General features: G+C 59.9%; 20 protein-coding genes and 1 tRNA gene. 7 read left to right on the top strand and 14 right to left on the bottom strand.

Annotation, left to right across the window (positions count from 1 at the left end; all coding sequences use genetic code 11):
- Positions 1 to 3: 3 nt before the first annotated feature.
- From MLC59_RS03265 to MLC59_RS03275, 3 genes are all read left to right on the top strand, one after another.
- Entirely contained in the window at positions 4 to 381 is a 378-nt protein-coding gene (locus MLC59_RS03265; RefSeq protein ID WP_248230775.1) for a sirohydrochlorin chelatase, read from the top strand.
- A complete protein-coding gene (locus MLC59_RS03270) occupies positions 374 to 1,288 on the top strand; it encodes a TIGR01777 family oxidoreductase (RefSeq protein ID WP_248230776.1) in 915 nt (304 codons plus the stop codon). Before MLC59_RS03265 ends, MLC59_RS03270 begins: the two co-directional genes overlap by 8 nt.
- A 108-nt stretch (positions 1,289 to 1,396) precedes the next feature.
- Positions 1,397 to 1,472: transfer RNA gene (locus MLC59_RS03275), tRNA-Glu, on the top strand.
- 32 nt (positions 1,473 to 1,504) lie between these two features.
- On the opposite strand, the gene ccoM is transcribed toward MLC59_RS03275, so the two are convergent.
- Positions 1,505 to 1,621 carry a cytochrome c oxidase subunit CcoM gene (gene ccoM / locus MLC59_RS19895; protein WP_282450823.1) on the bottom strand — a complete coding sequence of 39 codons (117 nt, stop codon included), beginning with the start codon at positions 1,619 to 1,621 and terminating at the stop codon, positions 1,505 to 1,507.
- 347 nt (positions 1,622 to 1,968) lie between these two features.
- Here ccoM and MLC59_RS03280 point away from each other — a divergent pair, with 347 nt between their 5' ends.
- The 3 genes from MLC59_RS03280 to pta are packed head-to-tail and all read left to right on the top strand — an operon-like array spanning position 1,969 to position 7,767.
- The gene (locus MLC59_RS03280) at positions 1,969 to 4,374 is read left to right on the top strand and encodes a bifunctional diguanylate cyclase/phosphodiesterase (RefSeq protein ID WP_248230777.1); all 2,406 of its coding nucleotides are present in this window, start codon (positions 1,969 to 1,971) and stop codon (positions 4,372 to 4,374) included.
- Between the two features lie 28 nt (positions 4,375 to 4,402).
- A complete protein-coding gene (locus MLC59_RS03285) occupies positions 4,403 to 5,611 on the top strand; it encodes an acetate/propionate family kinase (protein ID WP_248230779.1) in 1,209 nt (402 codons plus the stop codon).
- 14 nt (positions 5,612 to 5,625) lie between these two features.
- Positions 5,626 to 7,767 (top strand): phosphate acetyltransferase, encoded by a 2,142-nt coding sequence (pta, locus tag MLC59_RS03290; RefSeq protein WP_248230781.1) that lies wholly within the window; start codon positions 5,626 to 5,628, stop codon positions 7,765 to 7,767.
- A 24-nt stretch (positions 7,768 to 7,791) separates the two neighbouring features.
- Here pta and der read toward each other — a convergent pair whose 3' ends face one another.
- From der to trmJ, 13 genes are all read right to left on the bottom strand, one after another.
- Positions 7,792 to 9,213 (bottom strand): ribosome biogenesis GTPase Der, encoded by a 1,422-nt coding sequence (der, locus tag MLC59_RS03295; RefSeq protein ID WP_248230783.1) that lies wholly within the window; start codon positions 9,211 to 9,213, stop codon positions 7,792 to 7,794.
- A gap of 112 nt (positions 9,214 to 9,325) precedes the next feature.
- Entirely contained in the window at positions 9,326 to 10,495 is a 1,170-nt protein-coding gene (gene bamB, locus MLC59_RS03300) for an outer membrane protein assembly factor BamB (protein ID WP_248230787.1), read from the bottom strand.
- Entirely contained in the window at positions 10,495 to 11,148 is a 654-nt protein-coding gene (locus MLC59_RS03305) for a YfgM family protein (protein ID WP_248230788.1), read from the bottom strand. The genes bamB and MLC59_RS03305 overlap by 1 nt, the downstream gene beginning before the upstream one ends.
- 63 nt (positions 11,149 to 11,211) lie before the next feature.
- Complete coding sequence (gene hisS / locus MLC59_RS03310; RefSeq protein WP_248230789.1) at positions 11,212 to 12,495, bottom strand: histidine--tRNA ligase; 1,284 nt, start codon at positions 12,493 to 12,495, stop codon at positions 11,212 to 11,214.
- A gap of 38 nt (positions 12,496 to 12,533) precedes the next feature.
- A complete protein-coding gene (gene ispG / locus MLC59_RS03315; RefSeq protein ID WP_248230790.1) occupies positions 12,534 to 13,652 on the bottom strand; it encodes a flavodoxin-dependent (E)-4-hydroxy-3-methylbut-2-enyl-diphosphate synthase in 1,119 nt (372 codons plus the stop codon).
- A 75-nt stretch (positions 13,653 to 13,727) separates the two neighbouring features.
- Positions 13,728 to 14,801, bottom strand: a complete 1,074-nt coding sequence (locus tag MLC59_RS03320) for a RodZ domain-containing protein (RefSeq protein WP_248230792.1) — start codon at positions 14,799 to 14,801, stop codon at positions 13,728 to 13,730.
- Entirely contained in the window at positions 14,788 to 15,612 is an 825-nt protein-coding gene (gene pilW, locus MLC59_RS03325; RefSeq protein ID WP_248230794.1) for a type IV pilus biogenesis/stability protein PilW, read from the bottom strand. Before pilW ends, MLC59_RS03320 begins: the two co-directional genes overlap by 14 nt.
- Positions 15,613 to 15,638: 26 nt before the next feature.
- Positions 15,639 to 16,751 (bottom strand): dual-specificity RNA methyltransferase RlmN, encoded by a 1,113-nt coding sequence (gene rlmN, locus MLC59_RS03330; protein ID WP_248230802.1) that lies wholly within the window; start codon positions 16,749 to 16,751, stop codon positions 15,639 to 15,641.
- A gap of 53 nt (positions 16,752 to 16,804) precedes the next feature.
- The gene (ndk, locus tag MLC59_RS03335; protein WP_248230805.1) at positions 16,805 to 17,233 is read right to left on the bottom strand and encodes a nucleoside-diphosphate kinase; all 429 of its coding nucleotides are present in this window, start codon (positions 17,231 to 17,233) and stop codon (positions 16,805 to 16,807) included.
- A 110-nt stretch (positions 17,234 to 17,343) separates the two neighbouring features.
- The gene (locus MLC59_RS03340) at positions 17,344 to 18,516 is read right to left on the bottom strand and encodes an IscS subfamily cysteine desulfurase (protein ID WP_248230807.1); all 1,173 of its coding nucleotides are present in this window, start codon (positions 18,514 to 18,516) and stop codon (positions 17,344 to 17,346) included.
- A gap of 13 nt (positions 18,517 to 18,529) precedes the next feature.
- On the bottom strand, positions 18,530 to 19,030 hold the full coding sequence (iscR, locus tag MLC59_RS03345) for a Fe-S cluster assembly transcriptional regulator IscR (protein WP_248230809.1): 501 nt from the start codon (positions 19,028 to 19,030) through the stop codon (positions 18,530 to 18,532).
- Between the two features lie 75 nt (positions 19,031 to 19,105).
- On the bottom strand, positions 19,106 to 19,927 hold the full coding sequence (gene cysE, locus MLC59_RS03350; protein WP_248230810.1) for a serine O-acetyltransferase: 822 nt from the start codon (positions 19,925 to 19,927) through the stop codon (positions 19,106 to 19,108).
- Positions 19,920 to 20,765, bottom strand: coding sequence for a tRNA (cytosine(32)/uridine(32)-2'-O)-methyltransferase TrmJ (gene trmJ, locus MLC59_RS03355; RefSeq protein WP_248230811.1), 846 nt, complete (start codon positions 20,763 to 20,765; stop codon positions 19,920 to 19,922). Before trmJ ends, cysE begins: the two co-directional genes overlap by 8 nt.
- Before the next feature lie 204 nt (positions 20,766 to 20,969).
- On the opposite strand from trmJ, the gene MLC59_RS03360 reads away from it, so the two are divergent.
- Complete coding sequence (locus tag MLC59_RS03360; RefSeq protein WP_248230813.1) at positions 20,970 to 21,770, top strand: inositol monophosphatase family protein; 801 nt, start codon at positions 20,970 to 20,972, stop codon at positions 21,768 to 21,770.
- The last annotated feature ends 18 nt before the right edge of the window (positions 21,771 to 21,788 follow it).

Here is a 21,788-nt window from a genome sequence, read left to right on the forward strand (position 1 = left end):
CCCATGACTGACAGGACACGGATTCTGTTACTCGCCCATGGCAGCAGCGATCGCCGCTGGTGCGAGACCTTCGAAGCCCTCGCCCGGCCAACCCTGGAAAGCCTGCCCCAGGCCAGGGTGGCTTACATGGAGCTGGCTGAACCCTCCCTGGAAGCAGAGGTGCAGCAAGCCGCGGCGGAGGGGATAACCGATATCCGCGTGGTACCGCTATTCCTCGCCGCCGGCCGCCACCTGCGCAAGGATGTTCCTGCCATGCTCGCGGGTTACCGGGAGCAGCTCGGAGTAGCGATCACGCTGCTGCCACCGATTGGCGAAGACCCACGACTGGGGCAAGCGCTGAAAGACATCGTGAGAGACACCCTGGAGGCGTCTGATGGCTGACAAGTCGGTATTGCTGACCGGTGGCACCGGTTTTATCGGGCAAGTACTCTCCCCGGAGCTTCTTCGGGCCGGCTATAAGGTAGACGTACTTAGCCGACAAAAGCCAGAGGCCGTTCAGGCCCTGTGTGGGCGGGTCACCCCGATTAGCGAGCTTTCTGCAATAAACGGGGGCCCCGGTTATGACGTAGTCATCAACCTGGCTGGTGAAGGCATTGCAGAGAAGCGCTGGTCCGAAGCTCGCAAACAGTCCCTGCGAGACAGCCGCATCGCCCTTACGCGTGAGCTGGTCACGGGCCTCCTTAGCTGCGAACGACTGCCGGAGGTGATGGTATCCGGCTCAGCGGTTGGTTATTACGGCGCCCAGGGAGGGCAGCCTGTCACTGAAACCACGACGCCGAAGGATGAGTTCAGCCACCGGCTCTGCGCAGACTGGGAACATGCCGCGTCACCGTTGTCGGACAAGGGCGTGCGAGTCTGTTACTCCAGAACCGGTGTCGTCGTTGGCCGTGATGGCGGGTTTCTGGACAGAATGCTGCTGCCGTTCCGTCTGGGCCTCGGCGGCCGCATCGGCTCAGGTGAGCAGTATATGCCCTGGGTGCACCGACAGGATGTGGTAAGGGCCATCCAATGGATGGTGGAAACGGACAGCGCAGCAGGTGCTTATAACGTGGTTAGCCCGAACCCGGTCAGCAACCGGGCGTTCACTCGCACCCTGGCAGACGTACTGGGACGACCCGCCCTGTTCCCGGTGCCGGCTACCGTACTGAAACTTGCGCTCGGAGAGATGTCCCAATTACTGCTGACAGGTCAGAAGGCCCTGCCCGAACGCCTGCAAACGGAAGGTTTCGAATTTCTTTACCCGGACCTGGATGCAGCGCTCCGTGAGGCTGTTGGCAAACCCGGATAAGACTCACCGGCCATCCGGGGAAATTTTTTTACAGGCAACAGTTGACACTCGCAACGCGCATTCTTAATATACGCGCCACCTCGACGAGGCAAGGTTTTCGAGAAATGCGTCCCCTTCGTCTAGTGGCCTAGGACTCCGCCCTTTCACGGCGGCAACAGGGGTTCGAACCCCCTAGGGGACGCCACTCTTTCTGGATATTGTGAGAACTCCCCTCTCTCACCTTGGCTTCTTGTTCTTGGCATCCCGCATTACGAAATAGCCTACGGCAGCCATAAAGCCGACCATCAGCAGTACAGTTCCCACACCTGCGATTACCACAGCATCCATATACATGGTATTACCTCCCGTGAAGTTCAGGCTCATTCATTGTCTGATTTCAGATTACGCCTGCGCCGACCAGGTGATATTGACGTGCATCAAGAGGGCACTCACGGGCTGTCCAAGTTTTTTCGGGAAATTTCCATCCAATACGGGCACCCATTGAAGGCAACGGGCTGCTATAGTTTCCGCAAGCGCTTGCAATTGCGCTAGACCCGTCAGTGTCTTGCCTGCTTAGTTTGTCAGGCCTGGTCTTACAGCAGTGGAGGTATCAGCCGGAACACGGGTCACTGCGACAGGTCATATAGGGATCTGACAGGTTTCAGGATTTTTTCACCCGGGAAGCAATAAAGACAAACGGGATGGCCAGATTGATTTCGCGTTTCCAGCAGTTTCGCCGCGGCTCGCCCCTGTCGTTCCGTTTGCTTGCCTATATCCTGCTGTTCAGCACCGCGTTCAGCCTGATTGCCTCGGGCCTGCAAATCTACACAGATTTCCGCAAGGACGTGACTGTCATTGACGACCGGCTCAAGGTCATCGAGACCAGTTACCGGTCCAGCCTGTCCCGGAGCCTGTGGGCCCTGGACCAGAACCTGCTGCAAATCCAGCTTGAGGGCATACTGTCGTTGCCTGACATTGTGCACCTGCGCCTGCGAATCTACCCGGATTCCGAGTTGGTACTCGGCGAACTGCCGGAGAATGGCACCGCTACCCGGCAGTACAGTTTCGAGATTCAGCATCAGGGTACTCCCGAGAGCCAACTTGGCGAGCTGTCCATTACCGCTTCACTGGAGCGAAGCTACGCTGACCTGTGGGACAGTGTCTGGGTCATCGTTACTACCCAGTTCTTCAAGACGTTCCTGCTTGCCATCGCGATCGTGTGGATACTCCGCCAGGTGGTGATACGCCACCTCACCAGAATGGCCACCTACGCAAGGGACTTTTCCCTGGACAACCTGGACGCTCCCCTGCGCCTTGACCGCTCATACGTTCATCGACACCGTGGCGACGAGCTCAGCCAGGTCACGGACGCCATTAACCAGATGCGGGAACGACTTGCCCAGGACCTGGAGCGCCGCAAGCGGGACGAGTCCGAAATCCGCAAATTATCCATGGCGGTCGAACAGAGCCCCTCCTCGGTCATGATTTGTGACCGCCAATGGCGGATTGAATTCGTTAACCAGAAGTTCAGTCAGCTCACGGGCTATCCTGCTGACCAAGTGCTGGGACAGCGTCCAGGAGACCTGGCTCTGGGGGGCCGGAACACCCGCAGTACCCAACAGCTATGGCAGTCTATCCGGCTGCAGGTACAGCGCGTAGGCGTCTGGCAGGGGGAGGTAAACAGCGCACGCCGAAACGGTGACAGGTTCTGGGAGCAGATCGTTGTCACTTCCATCAAGGACCCGGAAGGGCTGGTTACGAACTTCCTGGTGGTCGGCGAGGATATTTCCATCCGCAAGCGCTACGAGCAGCAGCTTCTGCGCCAGGCCAACTACGACATTCTTACCGGATTACCCAATAGAATGCTGGCCCTTGACCGCCTGAAACTCGCCCTCGCCCAGGCCCAGCGGGAAAAAACCCTGGTAGGCGTGATGTTTCTCGACCTGGATAACTTCAAGCACATCAATGACACCCTCGGCCACGACGCCGGCGACACCCTGCTGGTGGACGCCGCCCACAGAGTCTCGGCCAGCCTGCGCGGCACCAGTACCGTTGCCCGCCTGGGCGGCGATGAATTCCTGGTGCTGCTCCCTGGCCTCAGAGATGCCAGCGATGCCGAGCAGGTCGCCGACCGTATCCTCGCCGGTTTCAGTGCACCTTTCATCCTGGGTGGACAGGAAGTCTTCGTAACCACGAGTATCGGCATCGCCATCTACCCCACGGATTGCGACAACACGGGCACCCTGCTGCAGAATGCGGATGCGGCAATGTATGAGGCCAAGCACAAGGGCAAGAGTGCCTGGGAGCGATTCGCACCAGAGATGAAGGAAGTGTCCCACGAACGCCTGCAGATGGAATCGCGGATGCGGCGGGCCCAGGAACTGGACGAGTTCGAGCTCTGGTTCCAGCCCATCATCGAGACCGCCACCGGCCAGGTCACCGGCGCCGAAGCACTGTTGCGATGGAACAGCCCGGTAATGGGACTGGTGATGCCCGACCGGTTTATCCCCCTGGCCGAAGAGACCGGCATGATCATCCCGATTGGTCGCTGGGTTCTGGAGCAGGCCTGCCTGGCCGCCCGGCACTGGCAGGAAGTGACCGGGCGCGAACTGCGGATCGCGGTGAACGTGTCCCCTCGCCAGTTCCGGGACCCCGAATTCGTCCAGTCCACACTCCAGATCCTCGCCGCCTGCGATATGCCCCCGCACCGCGTAGAGCTGGAAATCACCGAGCGCCTGATACTGGACAACAGTATCGAAACCGCTACCATCCTCCGGGAACTCGACCAGGCCGGCATTCGCCTGTCAGTGGATGACTTTGGCACCGGGTTCTCCGCTCTCAGTTACCTGAAGAGTTACCCCTTTGATACGCTCAAGATCGACAAGACCTTCATCGCAGACGTGATGGTATCAGAGGACAATGCGTCCCTGGTGCGCGCTATTATCAACATGGCCCACAGCCTCAACCTCACCGTGGTCGCCGAAGGCGTGGAAGAAGAAGCCCAGCATGACTTCCTGCGCGACCACCGGTGCGACCATGCCCAGGGCTACCTGTTCAGGCGACCGGGGCCGGAATCGGACTTCCTGGCCTGGCTCCGGGATCACTAAACCCATCAACCCAAGGACCCCGTTACCCATGGATGATCAGATACTGGTCATAAACTGCGGCAGTTCCTCCGTAAAGATCGCGGTATTCGATTCCCAAGGTACTGCGCTGGTCAGCGCCCTTGCCGAACGACTCGGCCAGCGGGGCGCAAGGCTGGTTCCAGACCAAACACAGCCGGTCACCCTGCCCGAAAACGCCAACCACCAGGAAGCCCTCAGTGCGTCCATTCACTGGCTGCAGGAAAGCGGTTACCTGAATGGGCAACCCTCCGCCATTGGCCACCGGGTGGTACACGGCGGCGAAACCTTCCAGGAGGCAGCACTGCTGGATGACGATGCTATACGGGCGATCGAAGCCTGTGCTGACCTGGCCCCTCTCCACAACCCGGTCAACCTGGAAGGCATCCAGGCCGCCCGGGAACTCTTCCCGGAGGTACCCCAGGTAGCGGTATTCGACACCGCTTTCCATCAGACACTGCCGCGCCATGCCTGGCTGTATGCCCTGCCCCGGCGTTTCTACGAGGATTACGGGGTACGGCGTTACGGTTTCCACGGTACCAGCCACCACTACATGGCCGAGGAGGCAGCGCGCCGACTGGGTAAACCACTGGAGCAGACATCCATCATTTCTGCCCACCTGGGTAACGGATGCAGCATTACTGCCATTCGGAATGGGCTGAGTGTCGACACCAGCATGGGGCTAACGCCCCTGGAAGGGCTTGTTATGGGCACCCGCAGCGGAGATATCGATCCTGGCCTGTTCGAGTTCATGGCCGTCAAGGGCGTGCCGGCAGAGGAAACACACCGCATCCTTAACCGGGAGAGCGGACTGCTGGGCATCTCCGGCCAAACCAGCGACATGCGTAACCTGGTCAGCGCTGCCAGAGAAGGCAATGAACATTGCCGGGACGCCTTTGAAGTGTTCTGTTTCCGCCTCGCCCGCTATATCGGCGCCATGATGGTGTCACTGGATCAGCTGGACGCCCTTGTCTTCACCGGCGGGATCGGCGAGAACAGCACCCACGTCCGCGCCCGCACCCTGGAGCACCTCACCCTGCCGGGCTTCCTTATCGACCCTGAGGCCAACGAAAACCACGGCAGTCAGCTGGACGGCCACATCGAAGCAGCGAGCAGCCGTTTCCCGGTATTGGTTATTCCAACACGCGAGGAAGCCATGATTGCCCGCGAAGCCAGGGCCCTGGTTCAGGTGCACGCCAATCCACGAACAAACCGGCACTAACGAAGGAAACCCCAATGGCAAAGAGTCTCTTTATCGCACCCACAGAACTGGACAGCGGCCTGACTTCGGTATGCCTGGGCCTGCTCCGCGCCCTGGATCGGGTCGGTGTCCGCGTGGGGTTCTATAAACCCGTGAGTCAGCCAACCCGCTCTGCCGGTGCGGACTCACAGGATGATTTCTCGGTCCCCTTTGTCCGGGCCCGCTCCGACCTGAATCCGCCAACACCAATCCCCCTGAAAGAGGCACAGAACCTCCTTAACAGGGGCAAGACCGACGAGTTTATGGAAGACATGGTTGGCCGGTTCCAGCAGGTAGCCCGCGACGTGGACGTGGTGATCGTTGAAGGCCTGGTCCCGGATCGCAGCGAGGCCTACACCGCACGTATGAACGTGGAAATGGCCCGCAACCTTGGCTCGGACGTCATCCTGGTGTGCAGTCCTAATGGCCGGAGCTGCCAGGAGCTTGATGACTGGCTGGATTTCTCATCCCGCCTGTTTGCCGACCCGGAAGATCCTGACGTCATTGGCGTCGTCCTGAACAAGGTCGGCAAGCCGGAGCAAACCGGCTTCCTGCCCACCTTTAATCAGCAGGCACCAGAAGAGAGGCTGGATTACGAGGAACAATGCCGGATACTGAGTTCAGGCCGGCTGCGCCTGCTGGCCACCATCCCCTGGCAGCCGGACCTGCTCGCACCCCGTATGTCGGATATCGCCCGGGACCTGCCGGCAGAAATCCTCCACGAAGGTGACCTCGATACCCGCCGGGTACAGAAGGTTTCCGTATGCGCCAGAACCATTCCCAACATGATCGACACCCTGCGCCCGGGAACCCTGATGGTTACTCCCGGCGACCGGGAAGACATCCTTGTGGCGACCGCCGTGGCGGCGCTGAACGGTGTGCCACTGGCCGGGCTGCTGCTCACCGGTGGCCTGATGCCGGATCGACGTACCATTGACCTGTGCCGCCGTGCACTGGCGACCGGACTGCCGGTGTTAATGGCAGATACCAATACCTATGAAACCGCCCACCAGCTGGCAAACCTGCCCGGTGCCGTACCGGCGGACGACCCAGACCGCATCGAGAAAGTGATGGAAGCCGTGGCCTCCCGCATGGACGCAGACTGGTTGCAGCAGCATCTCAAGGTCGAGCGGCTGCGTCGGCTGTCACCACCGGCGTTCCGCTACCAGCTTTCGCGCCTGGCCCGTGAAGCGGGTAAACGGATTGTATTGCCAGAAGGCAGTGAACCCCGCACCGTGCAGGCAGCCATTATCTGCACCCAGCGAGAACTGGCCCACTGCATTCTGATTGGCGAGCGGGAAGAAATCGAAGCCGTTGCCGAGTCCCAGGGGCTGACCTTGCCAGAGGAGCTGGAAATCATTAACCCCGCTGATGTCCGGGGACGCTACGTAGAGCCCATGGTAAAACTTCGTGAGCACAAGGGGCTCGCCCCTGACATGGCAGAGGCCATGCTGGAAGACAACGTCGTGCTGGGCACCATGATGATCGCGCTGGACGAAGCGGACGGACTGGTTTCCGGCGCCATCCACACCACAGCCAACACCGTGCGGCCGGCGCTGCAACTGATCAAGACGGCAGACCATGCCAAGGTGGTTTCATCGGTGTTCTTCATGCTGTTGCCGGAGCAGGTCCTGGTCTACGGCGACTGTGCGATCAACCCGGATCCGAATGCGGAGGAACTGGCGGATATTGCTATCCAGAGCGCTGACTCAGCCAGGGCGTTCGGCGTCGAACCTGTCGTGGCGATGATCAGTTACAGTACCGGAACCTCCGGCAGTGGCGAAGACGTGGTAAAGGTTCGGGAAGCAACCCGCATTGCCCGGGAGCGACGCCCGGACCTGGTGATCGATGGCCCGCTGCAATATGACGCCGCCGCGATCGCCGATGTGGGCAAGAGCAAGGCACCGGACAGCCCGGTAGCCGGCAAGGCCACGGTGTTTATCTTCCCGGACCTGAATACCGGCAATACGACCTACAAGGCGGTACAACGCAGCGCCAACGTGGTGAGCATCGGCCCCATGCTGCAGGGCCTGCGCAAGCCGGTGAACGACCTGTCCAGGGGCGCCCTGGTGGACGACATCGTGTTTACCATTGCACTGACAGCAGTACAGGCAGCCCAGGCCGAGGCTGCCGAATAAGGGAGGACAAGGGCTGGGTTCGGCTCAGCCCTTTTTCTTGCTTTTCATGCGGGTCTTGTTGATTCTGCGGCCTTTCTTGAGATCGTTATCCTGCTTGACCTTCTGGCGGGGTGTACGACGGTCCACCTTGTCCGCAAAGGGATTTTCCCCGGAACGGAATTCAAAGCGGATGGGCGAACCGTTGACCTTCAGCACCTTGCGGAAGGTATTCTCCAGGTAGCGCTTGTAGGCGCCCGGCAGGGCATCCGTCTGGTTACCGTGGACCACTACCACGGGTGGGTTTGAACCGCCCTGGTGTGCATAGCGAAGCTTTATCCGGCGCCCCCGGACCATGGGCGGCTGATGCTGGGACACGGCGTCCTGCAGAATGGCGGTAAGCCGGTTGGTGGACCACTTGGCCATGGCAGACTCGTAGCAGTCACCAATGGAGTCATACAGCAACCCGACACCCGAGCCATGCAGTGCCGAGATATAGCGCTTGTCAGCATAGTCCAGGAAGTCCAGGCGGCGCCTGACCTGCTCTTTTACCCGGTCGCGCTCTTCCGGGTCCATGCCGTCCCACTTGTTCACCGCGATGACCAGTGAACGACCGGCGTCCAGCACAAATCCGATCAGGTGTAAGTCCTGGTCGACCAATCCTTCCCTGGCATCAATGACCAGGATCACTACATGCGCGTCTTCGATGGCCTTGAGGGTCTTGATAATGGAGAACTTCTCCACCACTTCCCGGACATTCTTGCGCCGCCGCACCCCTGCGGTATCAATCAGGGTGTATTCCTGGCCCTGTCGCTCATAGGGGATATACACGCTATCACGGGTGGTGCCCGGCATGTCGTAGACGACAACGCGCTCCTCCCCCAACAGACGGTTGACCAGGGTTGACTTGCCCACGTTGGGACGACCGACGACACCAATACGTATACCGGGATATTTGTCCGCGCGATCTTCTTCCTCCTCGGCAACCTCATCAAGGAGGAGTTCCAGCATGGAACGGATACCGCGGTTATGGGCTGCCGCGATCTGATAGACGGACTCGAAGCCTAGGGCGTAAAAATCCGCCGCTGCCACATCCGGGTCCTGGCCATCGGTCTTGTTCACCACCAGGTGAGCCGGCTTGCCGGAACGACGCAGATGGTCGGCTATCATTTCATCCCCGGCCGTCAGGCCGGAGCGGCCGTCCACCAGGAACAGCACGATGTCCGCTTCTTCCACCGCCTGCATGGACTGCCGGGCCATTTCGGCATCCAGTCCGGCCTCATCACCGGTAAGGCCCCCGGTATCAATGACAATGAAGCTACGACCCTCATAGTTGCCATCACCATACTTGCGATCGCGGGTCAGGCCCGGGAAGTCCGCCACCAACGCATCGCGGGAGCGGGTCATCTGATTGAACAGGGTGGACTTGCCTACGTTGGGGCGGCCCACCAGAGCGATTACCGGGGTCATTAAGGATTGCCTGGGGTTAAATGCCAAGAGTTAAAGGATAACGATCCGGAGCCGGTCCGTCGAACAAGACCGCTAGTGTGCGCCCGGATATATCCGGGCGCACACTAGCGACTCAGTTGCGATCCTCAAGGGTAAAAACTGCGAGGCGACCACCGTTACCGTAGACAACCAGGCGGTCCTCCCAGCGGAGCATCGGTGAGCGGATGCCCTCGTCATCGAACTCAATCTGGCCCTGGAACTGGCCATTCTCCTGGGACAGAAGGTGCAGGTAACCTTCGTAATCACCAACCACCACCTGGTCTCCGATCACCGCAGGAGCCGACAACCGGCGCCAGGACAGGGCATCCTGGTTCCACACTTCGTCAAGGCTGCGGGCATCCAGGCCTGTTACGTCACCGTTATCACGGACCACAAAGACCCGCTCAGGCCCCAGTGCCGGACTGTGAAAGGTAGACGTCGGGCGACTCCAGATCTCGTTGCCATTGCGCAGGTCAACCAACGCCAGCTTACCCTGGTAGCCGGCGACCAGTGCTGCGCCTTCCACAACCAGAGGTTCGGCTGTCACATCGACCAGGCGCTCCAGCTCGGTACGACCGGTGGGCTCGCCCACGATGTACTGCCAGACCGGTTGACCAGTCTCCAGCGCCAGCGCTACCAGGCGACCGTTAGCCAGGGAAACCAGGGCCAGTTCTCCACCGACTACAGGTGAGGCGGTAGCCCGAATCGACAGTGCCGGTGCCGGGGCATCATATTGCCAGAGTTGCTCGCCAGTACTGGCATCTGCGGCCACGACCTTACCATCGATGGTCTGGGCCAACACCAGGTTACCGTTGGACTGCGGTGGAGCAAGCACCTCGTTCGGGAGGCGCAAGCGCCAGTTTTCCCCGGCCTCTCGCCGGTCAAGGGCAATGAGTTCTGCATTGGCGTTTACTACGTAGAGATTCCGGCTGTCACCGCCAACGCCGGCCATGATGCGCTCATCCAGGTCCCGGCGCCAGCGCACATCTCCCGTGGCGGGACCGACGGCCAGCAGCTCGCCATCCGCTGATACTGCATAGAGACTACCACCAACAATGACTGGTGCCAGTTGCAGGTACTCACCATCATGGCCATCACCCACACTCAGGGACCACTGCTCTTTCAGGGCCACTGAAGAAACCACACTGGGGACGGGATCCGGCTTCTCCAGATTCTCGGAGGAACTGCATCCGACCATGACGGACACCATGCCGGCAATTGCCAGGGGTATACCCAGGGACCTGAGGCAACGGGATAGCCCCATCACACATCACCTCCGATACCCAGGCTCGCCAGCTTCTGTCGCAGCAGGCCGATGCCACCGTCTCCCCCGGCATCCCGGGCTTTCAGGTAGGCTTTCTCGGCGCCAGCCTGGTCGCCACTGGCCAGCAGAATGTCCCCCTCCAGTTCAGCCAAAAGCCCTTCAAACTGACCGGCATTCCCGGCGCCCCGCACCGTACTCAACGCTGCCTCATACTCACCGGCACCGTATTGCGCCCGGGCCAGGCGGGTACGCACCACCAGGGACAGAGCTTCACTACCGGACTGGTCCAGTGCCCACTGCAGCGACTCAGCCGCCGCTGCGGGATCGTTGTCAGCCATCATCTGCTGATTGGCCAGAATCAGCATCGCGTAAACGGCGTAGGCCGTATCACTGTGCTCATCCCGCACCTGGTTGGCCAGGTAGGCAACGGATTCAAAGTCTTCATCCGAGGAGGCCTCTGTCGCCTGCTGCATCAATTGTCCGAAATCAGAGGCCGCCTGGGCCTGCTTGTTGGCCTGGTGGTTCTGCCAGGCCTGCCAGCCAAACACGATGGCCAGGGCCAGGGCTATGCCGATCAGCAGGGAGGCGCCGTTTTTCTTCCACCATTGCTTGATGGCTTCGATCTGTTCTTCTTCGGTCCGCATTTCGGCCATGGTGACTCCTGACTGTCCTTTCCGGTTCTGATTATGATTGATTCGATGCTGTAAGCGCCGGGATCAGGCGTCAGCAAACTGGCTGGCAATATGGTTACCAACCTGTTCCAGCGAAACCTGCTCCTGGTCACGATCTTCGCGAAGGTACTTGACACCGGCAGTGCCGTCACGGACCTCGTTCTCGCCAAGAATAATCGCTACCCTGGCACCGCTGCGATCCGCCTTTTTCATCTGACTCTTGAAGCTGCCGCCACCGCAGTGGGTCACGACAGTGCGCCCCGGCAGGGCCGAGCGAACCGCCTCGCTGACGCGGAAGGCTGCGGTAACCGCAGACTCCCCCATCGCCGTCACATAGACATCTGCGGCATTGTTGACGCTGTCTGGTACCAGCTCGAGCGTTTCAAGCAAGAGGATCAGGCGCTCCATACCCATGGCAAAGCCTACCGCCGTGGTGGGCCGGCCACCCAGCTGCTCTACCAGGCCATCGTAACGGCCCCCGGCACAGATAGTTCCCTGGGCGCCCAGGCTGTCGGTTACCCATTCGAAGACCGTCTTGCCGTAGTAGTCCAGGCCTCTCACCAGGCGGTTGTTGACCGCATAGGGAACGCCAGCTGCATCGAGCATGGCGGTAAGCTGCTCGAAATGATCGCGGGACTCATCGTCGAGGAAATCGTCCAGTGACGGCGCGTTCTCCAGGATGCGCTGGGTCTCGGTGTTCTTCGAGTCCAGGATACGCAGCGGGTTGGTCAACAACCGGCGCTGGCTGTCCGGGTCCAGGTCGGACCGGTAATCTCCCAGGTAATCGACTAATGCCTGGCGGTATTCAGCCCGGGCTTCTGCGGTACCGATACTGTTGATCTCGAGCCGGGCGTGCTCCTGCAGTCCCAACGTCTGCCAGAGACGGGCGGTAAGGATCAGTAGCTCGGCGTCGATATCCGGGCCTTCCATACCGAAACATTCCACACCAATCTGGTGAAACTGGCGATAGCGTCCCTTCTGGGGGCGCTCGTGCCGGAACATTGGCCCCGTGTACCACAGGCGGCGAGTCTGGTTGAACAACAGTCCATGCTCTTCGGCGGCACGTACACAGCCAGCAGTGCCTTCAGGCCTCAGGGTCAGGCTGTCACCGTTGCGATCATCAAAGGTGTACATTTCCTTCTCGACAATGTCGGTGACCTCACCAATAGAGCGCCGGAACAATTCGGTATGCTCTACTACCGGCATGCGGATTTCCTGGTAGCCGTAGGACTGCAATACCCCGCGCACCCTGGACTCAAGATACTGCCAGACGGGGGTTTGCTCGGGCAGGATATCGTTCATCCCGCGGATTGCCTGAATCTTAGCCAAAGTAAAACCTTTTTCTGTTGGATAGAAGCCCGGGCGACTTACTGGCCGGACTTCGCAATAATCGATTCTTCCTGTTCCCGGCGCCGGGCGACTTCTTCCCGGATCAGCCGTTCCAGGTCATCTGTGAGGTTGGCATTGTCCAGTTTCTGGTTGGGTTTGCCAGCAGCGTAGAACAGGTTTTTCGGTGACCCCCCTGTCAGCCCCAGGTCCGCGACCTTGGCTTCGCCCGGACCGTTGACGATGCACCCGATAATGGCCACGTCCAGCGGAACATTGACATCTTCCAGCCGTGCTTCCAGGTCATTCATGGTCTGGATTACATCAAAGTTCTGGCGGGAGCAGCTCGGGCAGGCCACGAAGTTTATACCGTGACTGCGCAGGCGCAGGCTCTTGAGGATATCGAAGCCCACCTTGATTTCCTGAACCGGGTCCGCTGCCAGGGATACCCGGATCGTGTCCCCGATGCCGTCCATTAGCAGCATGCCCAGGCCGATAGACGACTTCACCGTGCCGGAACGAAAGCCACCGGCCTCGGTGATACCCAGGTGAAGAGGCTGCTCGATCTGACTGGCAATCTTGCGGTAGGCATCCACCGTCATGAACACTTCTGATGCTTTCAGGCTGACCTTGAAGTCCTGGAAGTCATAGCGGTCGAGTATATCGATATGACGCATGGCTGACTCGACCAGCGCATCGGCGGTGGGCTCACCATACTTTCGTTGCAGGCTCTTCTCCAGGGAACCGGCATTCACACCGATCCGCATGGGAATGCCCCGGTCCCGGGCGGCTTCAATCACCGCGCTGACCCTGTCTTCCCGGCCGATATTGCCCGGATTGATCCGCAGGCAGTCGACACCCAGCTCGGCAACACGCAGGGCAATCTTGTGGTCAAAGTGAATATCTGCCACCAGCGGCAGGGTCACTCGTTGGCGAATCTTGCCAAAGGCCTCGGCGGCATCCATGGAGGGTACGGAAACCCTGACAATGTCAGCACCGGCCTGTTGCAGTGCCTCGATCTGGGCAACCGTGGCTTCCACGTCACAGGTTTCCGTGTTGGTCATGCTCTGTACCGCAATGGGGGCATCACCACCCACAGGTACGTTGCCAACGTGGATCTGGCGGGATTTACGTCTTTTGATGGGAGACTCGAGTTTCATAAACGGCCAAACCGATGTGGAGAATGAAATCTTAGCTGGGGCGATACCGCAAAAGCACCGGTATACAGTGCCCGGTTACGGCAGGTTCAGTACCAGCCGGTTGTTCCTTACCTGGCGATCGGCCAGGTTCACCGTTTCGCCACTGTAACTTATAGATTCAACGCCACTCACCGCACCCAGAACGACTGTCAGGGGCGCCTGCCCCGTCAGCTCCAGTGTATCACCAGCGGATCGCAGCGAGGCTTCCAGGGTTCGCCCGGAGCGGTCCTTTACTTCGATCCAGCAATCTCCGGAAAACTCCACCAGCAGCTGCCCTTCCCGGGCAACATCCTGCTGACTGGCAGGTTCCTCCAGGGGCTGTGAACGAATCGCAGGGTCGGTAACCCCTTCCGACGGCGCCGCCACGTCGGAGTCAGTGGCGGGTTCCACCACCCCTGTCCCGGAACTGGCGTCACCGGTGCCGGCCGAACCATCTGACCCTGTCCCTGTGCCCCGGGCCTGCTCCATGGTTTCAGTATCGCCCATGGATTCATTTGCACCGGGAATGTCACTGGTTGCAGGGACGCTGTCATCAGGCGACACCTGTTCAGGACCAGCCTGCGATAATGGCGCACCTCCGTCCGGGGTTTCGTTCGCATCCACGTTGGACTCTTCCGGGGGAGCTGAAGCGCCCTCCTCTTCCGACATGGTTTCAGCTGATCCGGACGGGGCCACCGTGGTGTCCGCCTGCTGGCGGGCCAGATACAGCGACCCTGCATAGAAAATGCCCACCAGTATGGCCAGTAAAACCGCAATGCGGGCAATCTGGCGCTTACGGCGTTTGCGGCGCTGTATATCGACCAGCGGGTTGGCTTCGACCCTCTTCTTCTGTTCTTCACGCAGGGGCTCGAGTTCCTGGTCGAGCTGGCGAATAACACTTTCCGGGTCAACGCCGACCTGTGTCGCATAGGCGCGCACGTACCCTTTCAGGAATAGCTCGCTGTCAATCTTGCGGTAGTCACCGTTCTCGATTGCTGTGATGACCGCCGGGCGCAGATGTTGACGATCTGCCACCTCGTTGACGGTTAGTCCGGCGGCTTCACGGGCCTTGCGCAGACGCTCACCGGCGCTGGGCTGGGGGCGGTCCTGGGTGCCGTTATCCGTTGTCATCGGCCGTTAACACCTTGTATTGTCTGTATTCCTCAGAATCCGGGTAGCGGTTTCGCAAAAGCAACGCGAGGCTGGACTCCTCGTCGTAGTTCTGGAAATAGCGGGCGATACGAATACCCACCAGCAGGCTTTCCGGAGTATGGCTGAGCTGTGGACTGCGCTGAACCATGTCGGTCAATCGACTGAAATGGCGAGAGGCAGCCGCGTAGTCACCAGTTTCCACCAGTGCCCTGGACAGCGCCAATAACCAGCGGGGGTCGTTGCGCCCAAGCTCCAGCGCCCGGCGGTAAGCCGTTACCGCGCCATTCAGCTCGCCCATACGCTCGCTCGCCCGGCCCAGGTTGTAGAAAACCGAGGCGCGGTCGCCGTACCCGGTATCACGGGATGCCAGGCGAAACTGCTCCTGGGCCTCCTTGAATCGCTCCTCACGATACAGAAACGCACCGTAAAAGATGCGGCCCCTGGTGTATCCACCATCACTGCGCAAAGCCTTGCGGTAGGCGTCTTCCGCCAACTCGGGTTCGCCTTCGGTCTGCATGAGCAAACCCTTGGTGGCAAGCGCTGGCGGGTTACCGGGGCTCAGGTTCAGCGCCCTTTCGAGGTGCTTCCTCGCCCGGTCATAATTACCCTGGGAAAGGTAGGCAGTGGCTAGCTGAACATAGTTTTCGACAGCTTCGTCCTTGTCTTCTTCGCGGGCGAAACGACTGTCAGTTGTGGTCACACAACCAGCGAAAAGGCTCGTCAGAAGGAGCATGCACAAAGACAGGATGAAACGGTTACTGCTGGCACCTGGTAACAACACTGATTGCATGGTCTCTTCCTGAAGCCTGTACGTAGTTAGGGAGTCATCTGATGTACCGGGATATAGCGCTGACTGCGCCGGGTCCGGTCTTCCACTTGACCTACGAGCTGACCGCAAGCGGCGTCGATATCATCGCCCCTTGTGGTGCGGATGGTTGTGATGTAACCCGCTTCGTTGAGAATTTTCTGGAAACGACGGGTGGCATTCATGCTCGGACGCCGAAAATCGCTTTCCGGAAACGGATTGAACGGAATCAGGTTGATCTTGCAGGGCAGGCCACGCAAGACATCAGCCAGCTGTCGGGCATGTTCGGGCTGGTCGTTGGTATTTTCAATGACAGTGTATTCGATGGTTGCCTTACGCTTGTCCGGCAACCTGGCCAGGTAGCGACGGGTAGCCGCCAGGAGCTCGGCAATCGGATACTTCTTGTTAAGCGGAACCAGCTGGTTACGCAGTTCATCATTCGGCGCATGGAGGGAAATCGCCAGCGAAACATCGGAAACTTCCCCCAGGCGATCGAGCGCAGGCACCACCCCTGATGTACTCACCGTTACCCGGCGCTTGGAAATGCCGTAGGCCAGGTCTTCCATCATCAGGTTCATGGCATCGACAACGTTATCAAAGTTGAGCAAAGGTTCGCCCATGCCCATCATGACAACGTTGGTAATGGGGCGATCAGCGTTAGGATCGAACGGCATGAACGCCTTGCGGGCAACCCAGACCTGGCCGATGATTTCCGCAGCAGTCAGGTTGCGGTTAAACCCCCGCTTGCCGGTCGAACAAAAGGTGCAGTCCAGGCTGCAGCCAATCTGGGAAGACACACACAGGGTGCCCCGCTCACCGTCGGGAATCAGCACGGTTTCGACGCTGTTACCCGAGTCCATGCGCATGACCCATTTGCGGGTGCCGTCTTTGGAAGTCTCATCGTAGACCACTTCCGGCCCACGCACTTCGGCAACTTCCTTGAGCTTTTCCCGCAGGACCTTGCTCATGTTTGTCATCTGATCGAAGTCGTCCACACCCCGTTGATGAATCCACTGCAAAACCTGGGTCGCGCGGAAACGCTTCTCACCCAGGGTTTCAAAGAATGCTTCCAGCCTGGCCTTTGGCATTCCCAGCAGATTGGTTTTTTCTACAACAGCAGTCATGGTCAGTCTCGATCAGATAACAGGCGGGGCGATGGTGACCGCCCCGGACAGCATCAGCCGCGGGGGCAGATCTCGCTGTCGTTGAAGAAGTACGCGATTTCACGCTCAGCGGAGGCCGCAGAGTCGGAACCGTGCACGGCGTTCGCATCGATGGTTTCGGCGAAATCGGCGCGGATGGTACCCGCTTCCGCTTCCTTCGGGTTGGTAGCACCCATCAGGTCACGGTTCTTGGCGATGGCGCCCTCGCCTTCCAGTACCTGAACCACAACGGGGCCAGAGGTCATGAAGGCAACCAGGTCACCAAAGAAGGGACGCTCCTTGTGCTCGGCATAGAAACCTTCTGCCTGTTCCTGGGACAGGTGCATCATCTTGGCGGCTACGATCTTCAGGCCGGCTTTTTCAAAGCGTGAGTAAATCTCGCCGATGACGTTCTTGGCAACAGCATCCGGCTTGATGATAGAGAGCGTGCGCTCGTTGGACATAATCTTTGCTCCAGTTGGGTTTCAGGTGAAAATTCTGGCCTGAGATTATACGCAGTAAGGGGCCGGCTGCCTACCAACAGCGGGCCCCTTCGTAATCCGGGTGCAGGGCGTCACGCAGAAGTACGCCGGCGTTCTCGCAGGCGCTGCACCACCGACGTGACCTGGCCCGCCGCAAAATCCACCTCTTCTTCCGAGGAAAAACGGCCCAGGGAAAACCGGAGACCCGCGTGCGCCCGGGCCTCACTCAGGCCTATTGCCGTGAGCACATAGGAGGGTTCCATTGTCGCTGATGCGCAGGCGGAGCCTGACGATACGGCCAGTTCCCGCAGCCCGAGCATGAGTGACTCAGCCTCGATACCATCAAAGGACAGGTTGATAATGCCAGGTACCCGGTCCGTTTCGTGACCGTTCAGGCTCACCCCGTCGAGACCCGCGATGCCCTGCAGGAACCGGCCGCGAAGCGCTTCAAGTCGGGCCGCTTCACTGGCAAGCACCTCACCGGCGAGCTCAAAGGCCTTGCCCATGCCGGCAACCTGGTGAGTGGGCAGGGTTCCCGAGCGCATGCCACGCTCATGGCCACCACCATGAATCTGTGCGTCGATACGCACGTCCGGTGAGCGCCTTACATACAGGCCACCCACACCCTTGGGACCGTACACCTTGTGCGCCGAAAGCGCGACCAGGTCTGCCTGCAGCTCGCCAACGTTTACCGGGATCTTACCTGCTGCCTGCGCCGCATCCACATGGAACAGCACACCGCGATTCCGCAGTATCGAGCCGATAGAAGCGATATCGTTCACGGTTCCCAGCTCGTTATTCACCAGCATCAGGCTGACAATGAGGGTTTCCGGGCGCAGCGCCTGCTCTACCTGGACCGGAGCAATCTGGCCACTGGTATCGGGATCAAGGTAGGTTACGTCACACCCATGGGCCTCCAGCCAGCTGCAGGTATCCAGAACTGCCTTGTGCTCAATCGATGAGGTGATGATATGGGGACGAACATCCCGGTTGCGATTGGCGTCAACAGCACCTTTGATGGCCAGGTTGTCTGACTCGGTGGCGCCTGAGGTCCAGACAATCTCCCGTGGATCAGCCCCGATCAACTGGGCAACCTGTCGCCGGGCGTTTTCAACAGCCGCTTCCGCCTGCCAGCCATAACCGTGGGACCGGCTGGCGGGATTGCCGAACACTCCGTCAAGTGTCAGGTAGCCTGCCATGGTTTCGGCAACGGCGGGGTCCACAGGCGTTGTTGCTGCGTAATCAAGGTAAACCGGTGTTTTCATGCTTCGTTTCAGGTCAGGCGGGCGCCTGGTCTTCCAGACGCTCGGTGTTGATAGTATCGGCCAGCTGGCCTTCTTGCGTCCGGCCGTCCTGGCGGTCGGCCACCGCGCGGATTTCACGCTTGTTCATCAGGTCCGCAAGGCTGATGCGGCTGAGGAACTGGTGAATCTGGTCGCTAAGATCAGACCACAGATGATGGGTCAGGCACATCTCACCGTTCTGGCAGTCACCTTTGTGGCTGCACCGGGTGGTGTCCAGGGACTCATTGACCGCGTCCACCACGTCGGCGATGAATACCTGCTCGCTGGAGCGACTCAGGCGATAACCACCACCCGGGCCACGTACACTGCTAACCAGCTTTCCCCGGCGAAGACGGGAGAACAACTGCTCAAGGTAGGAGAGGGAGATACCCTGGCGCCGGGAAATATCCGCAAGGCTGACAGGCCCTTCACCACTATGGAGGGCAAGGTCCAGCATGGCAGTAACGGCGTAGCGGCCCTTGGTAGTCAGTCGCATAACGGCAGCCCCGGCTCAGAAATTCAGGAATTCCAGCCGCTGAGTATGAATTGACCAACTGTTTTGGTCAAGTATTCAGCGACCCTCTGCACCACTCTCTTCCTTGCGGTCGTCCTCCCGGGGCCCCGCTGGCTCCACGGCGTCGTCCCTTACACAATCGAACTCCTCGGCGTCCAGGGGTGGCAGTTTGCCGTTGTCCACGTAGTCCTGGTTGACCTTGTGGATGGCAGCGCACATCTTCTCAATGCGCTCGTCGACCGCATGCATGTGATCGAGCAGGCTGCGCATGGCACGGGCTACAGGGTCCGGCATTTCCTCGGTAACCCCATAGGCATCGAAGCCCATCCGTGCTTCCATCTCCTTGCGGCGATCGTCCTTGTCGTGGGTTTTCACAACGATCCGGCCAGGAATACCCACGACGGTCGCACCTGCTGGCACCGCCTTGGTCACAACCGAGTTGGACCCCACCTTGGCGCCCTCGCCCACTTCGAACGGCCCGAGAATCTTGGCTCCGGCCCCCACGACGACGCCATTGCCGATGGTCGGGTGACGCTTGCCCTTGTTCCAGCTGGTTCCCCCGAGCGTAACACCCTGGTAGAGGGTCACGTCATCGCCGATAACCGTGGTTTCACCGATAACGACGCCCATTCCGTGATCAATGAAGAAGCGCCGGCCTATGGTGGCCCCCGGATGGATTTCGATGCCGGTGAGCCAGCGGGAGAAGGTGGAAATACTCCTCGCCAGCCACTTGAAGTCTGCGCGCCAGACGCGGTGGGCAAAGCGGTGCAGCAACAGCGCATGCAGCCCGGGGTAATTGGTCAGGACCTCGAACGTGTTACGGGCGGCGGGGTCCCGGTGAAAGACGCTGCCTATATCTTCTTTGAGTCGTTCAAACATCTGCCTGGTCCTGTTTGCGTGCACCATCGCCCCTGCCAGTGGCAGAGGTGGATTTCTGAACCGCCGTCAATATGCCCCGGAGGATGCGGACCTCCATCTGATCCGGCCTGGCCCGCTGGTAAAGCCGCCGCAGCCTGGTCATCAGCTGGCGGGGTTTGTCCCGACGATGGAAGTCAATCTCTGCCAACGTGCTCTCCAGGTGCGCGAAGAAGCCTTCCAGCTCCCCTGCCGTAGCCGCTGGCACATCCCAGCCTTCATCGCCGGGTGCGGTAATAGCCCTGAGCTGCGGGTTGTCTTCGCTGTTTTCAAGCCCCCTCAGGCACTCCATGCGAATCTCATAGCACATCACCTGCACGGCCATGGCCACATTCAGTGAACTGTAGTCCGGATTGGTGGGAATATGGATATGCACGTGGCAGCGTTGGAGCTCCTCGTTGCTCAGGCCGTTGTTCTCCCGCCCGAACACCAGCGCCACCTGCCCGCGCCCCTGGTGCTCCCCCACCTGTCGCGCCGCATCGGTTGGCGACATTACCGGCCAGGGCACCTTGCGCCCCCGGGCACTGGTGCCCATCACAAGCACGCAGTCCTCGATGGCTTCCTCAAGGGAGGAAACCACTGTGGCGTGATCAAGAACGTCGGATGCCCCCGCTGAGCGGGCATAGGCCGCCTCATCAGGAAACGACGAGGGATTCACCAACCACAGATTGCCCAGCCCCATATTCTTCATGGCACGGGCCACCGCCCCAATGTTGCCGGAATGGGATGTTTCCACCATCACTACGCGGACATAGTCACGGGCGGGCAGGTCAAAGGTGCTTGGCAATGCGGGTTTGTGCATGGGCTGTCTGGGTCCGAAAGCGGAGAAAGGAGATCAGGAACAAGCTGCCATGTTACCAGAAGGAGCCGACTTTTTAACGGCGCAGATACACACAGGCCCCGGGAAAACGGCCATGGGTGTCTTTACGGACCGGAAAAAGTTTCAAGGGTTGACGGCGATTTGCTATCATCCCGCCTTTGATCACTCCTGATACTGAAGATTCCGATGCAACCAGCCATAAAAATGGCCCTGCGTGTCGCGCGCCAGGGTGCCGATTATCTGAAAGCCCATTTCGAACGCCAGGATATCGCCGGCAATTCCGCCGATGATCGCCAGCGCCAGCTGGAGCGGATCACCGGCAATATGTTCGAGAACTTTTCCGAACAGCTGAAGAAAGCCTACAAGGATCACTATATTGCCCCCGCCGGAGACGGCAATGCAGACGGGCACGCCCTGAGCTGGCACATCTTCCCGGTGATCGGAGCTGACAACCTGCTGCGAGGCATTCCGGACTTTGTTGTCGCCCTGGTACAGAAAAAAGACGGCCGCACTGACAACCTGCTGATGATCAACCCGGTAACCGGCGAGGAATACTCTGCCAGCCGAGGTCGTGGCGCAGCACTGAACAGCCGCCGCATGCGGGTCAGCGAGACCCGTCACCTTAACGAGGCCGTCGTGGTCTCGAACATTCTGGACCAGGCCCGTGGCGTCGAAGACCCCCTGGTATGGGGCGAACTTTCAGCGGAGCTGGCCTCCCAGTCCCGGCAGATTCGCAGCACTGGCTGCAGCGTACTGGATATTGCCCGGGTGGCAGCCGGCCACCTGGATGCGGCCGTGCTGTTCCGTCCTTCCCAGGAGGACCTGGATATTGGCCTGGCGCTGGCAAATGAAGCCGGCGTACTGAGCAGTGACTTCTCTGGCAACCCTTCCTCTGGCGACACCCGCCAACTGGCCATTGCCAACCCCAAGCTGATCCGGGAAGTACTCCGCACATTGCGGCCGTTCCAGGCCAGACTGCCACGCTGACCCGAAAGGGCGACGTGA

The sequence above is a fragment of the Marinobacter bryozoorum genome (assembly GCF_023156245.1).
Lineage (GTDB): Bacteria > Pseudomonadota > Gammaproteobacteria > Pseudomonadales > Oleiphilaceae > Marinobacter > Marinobacter bryozoorum.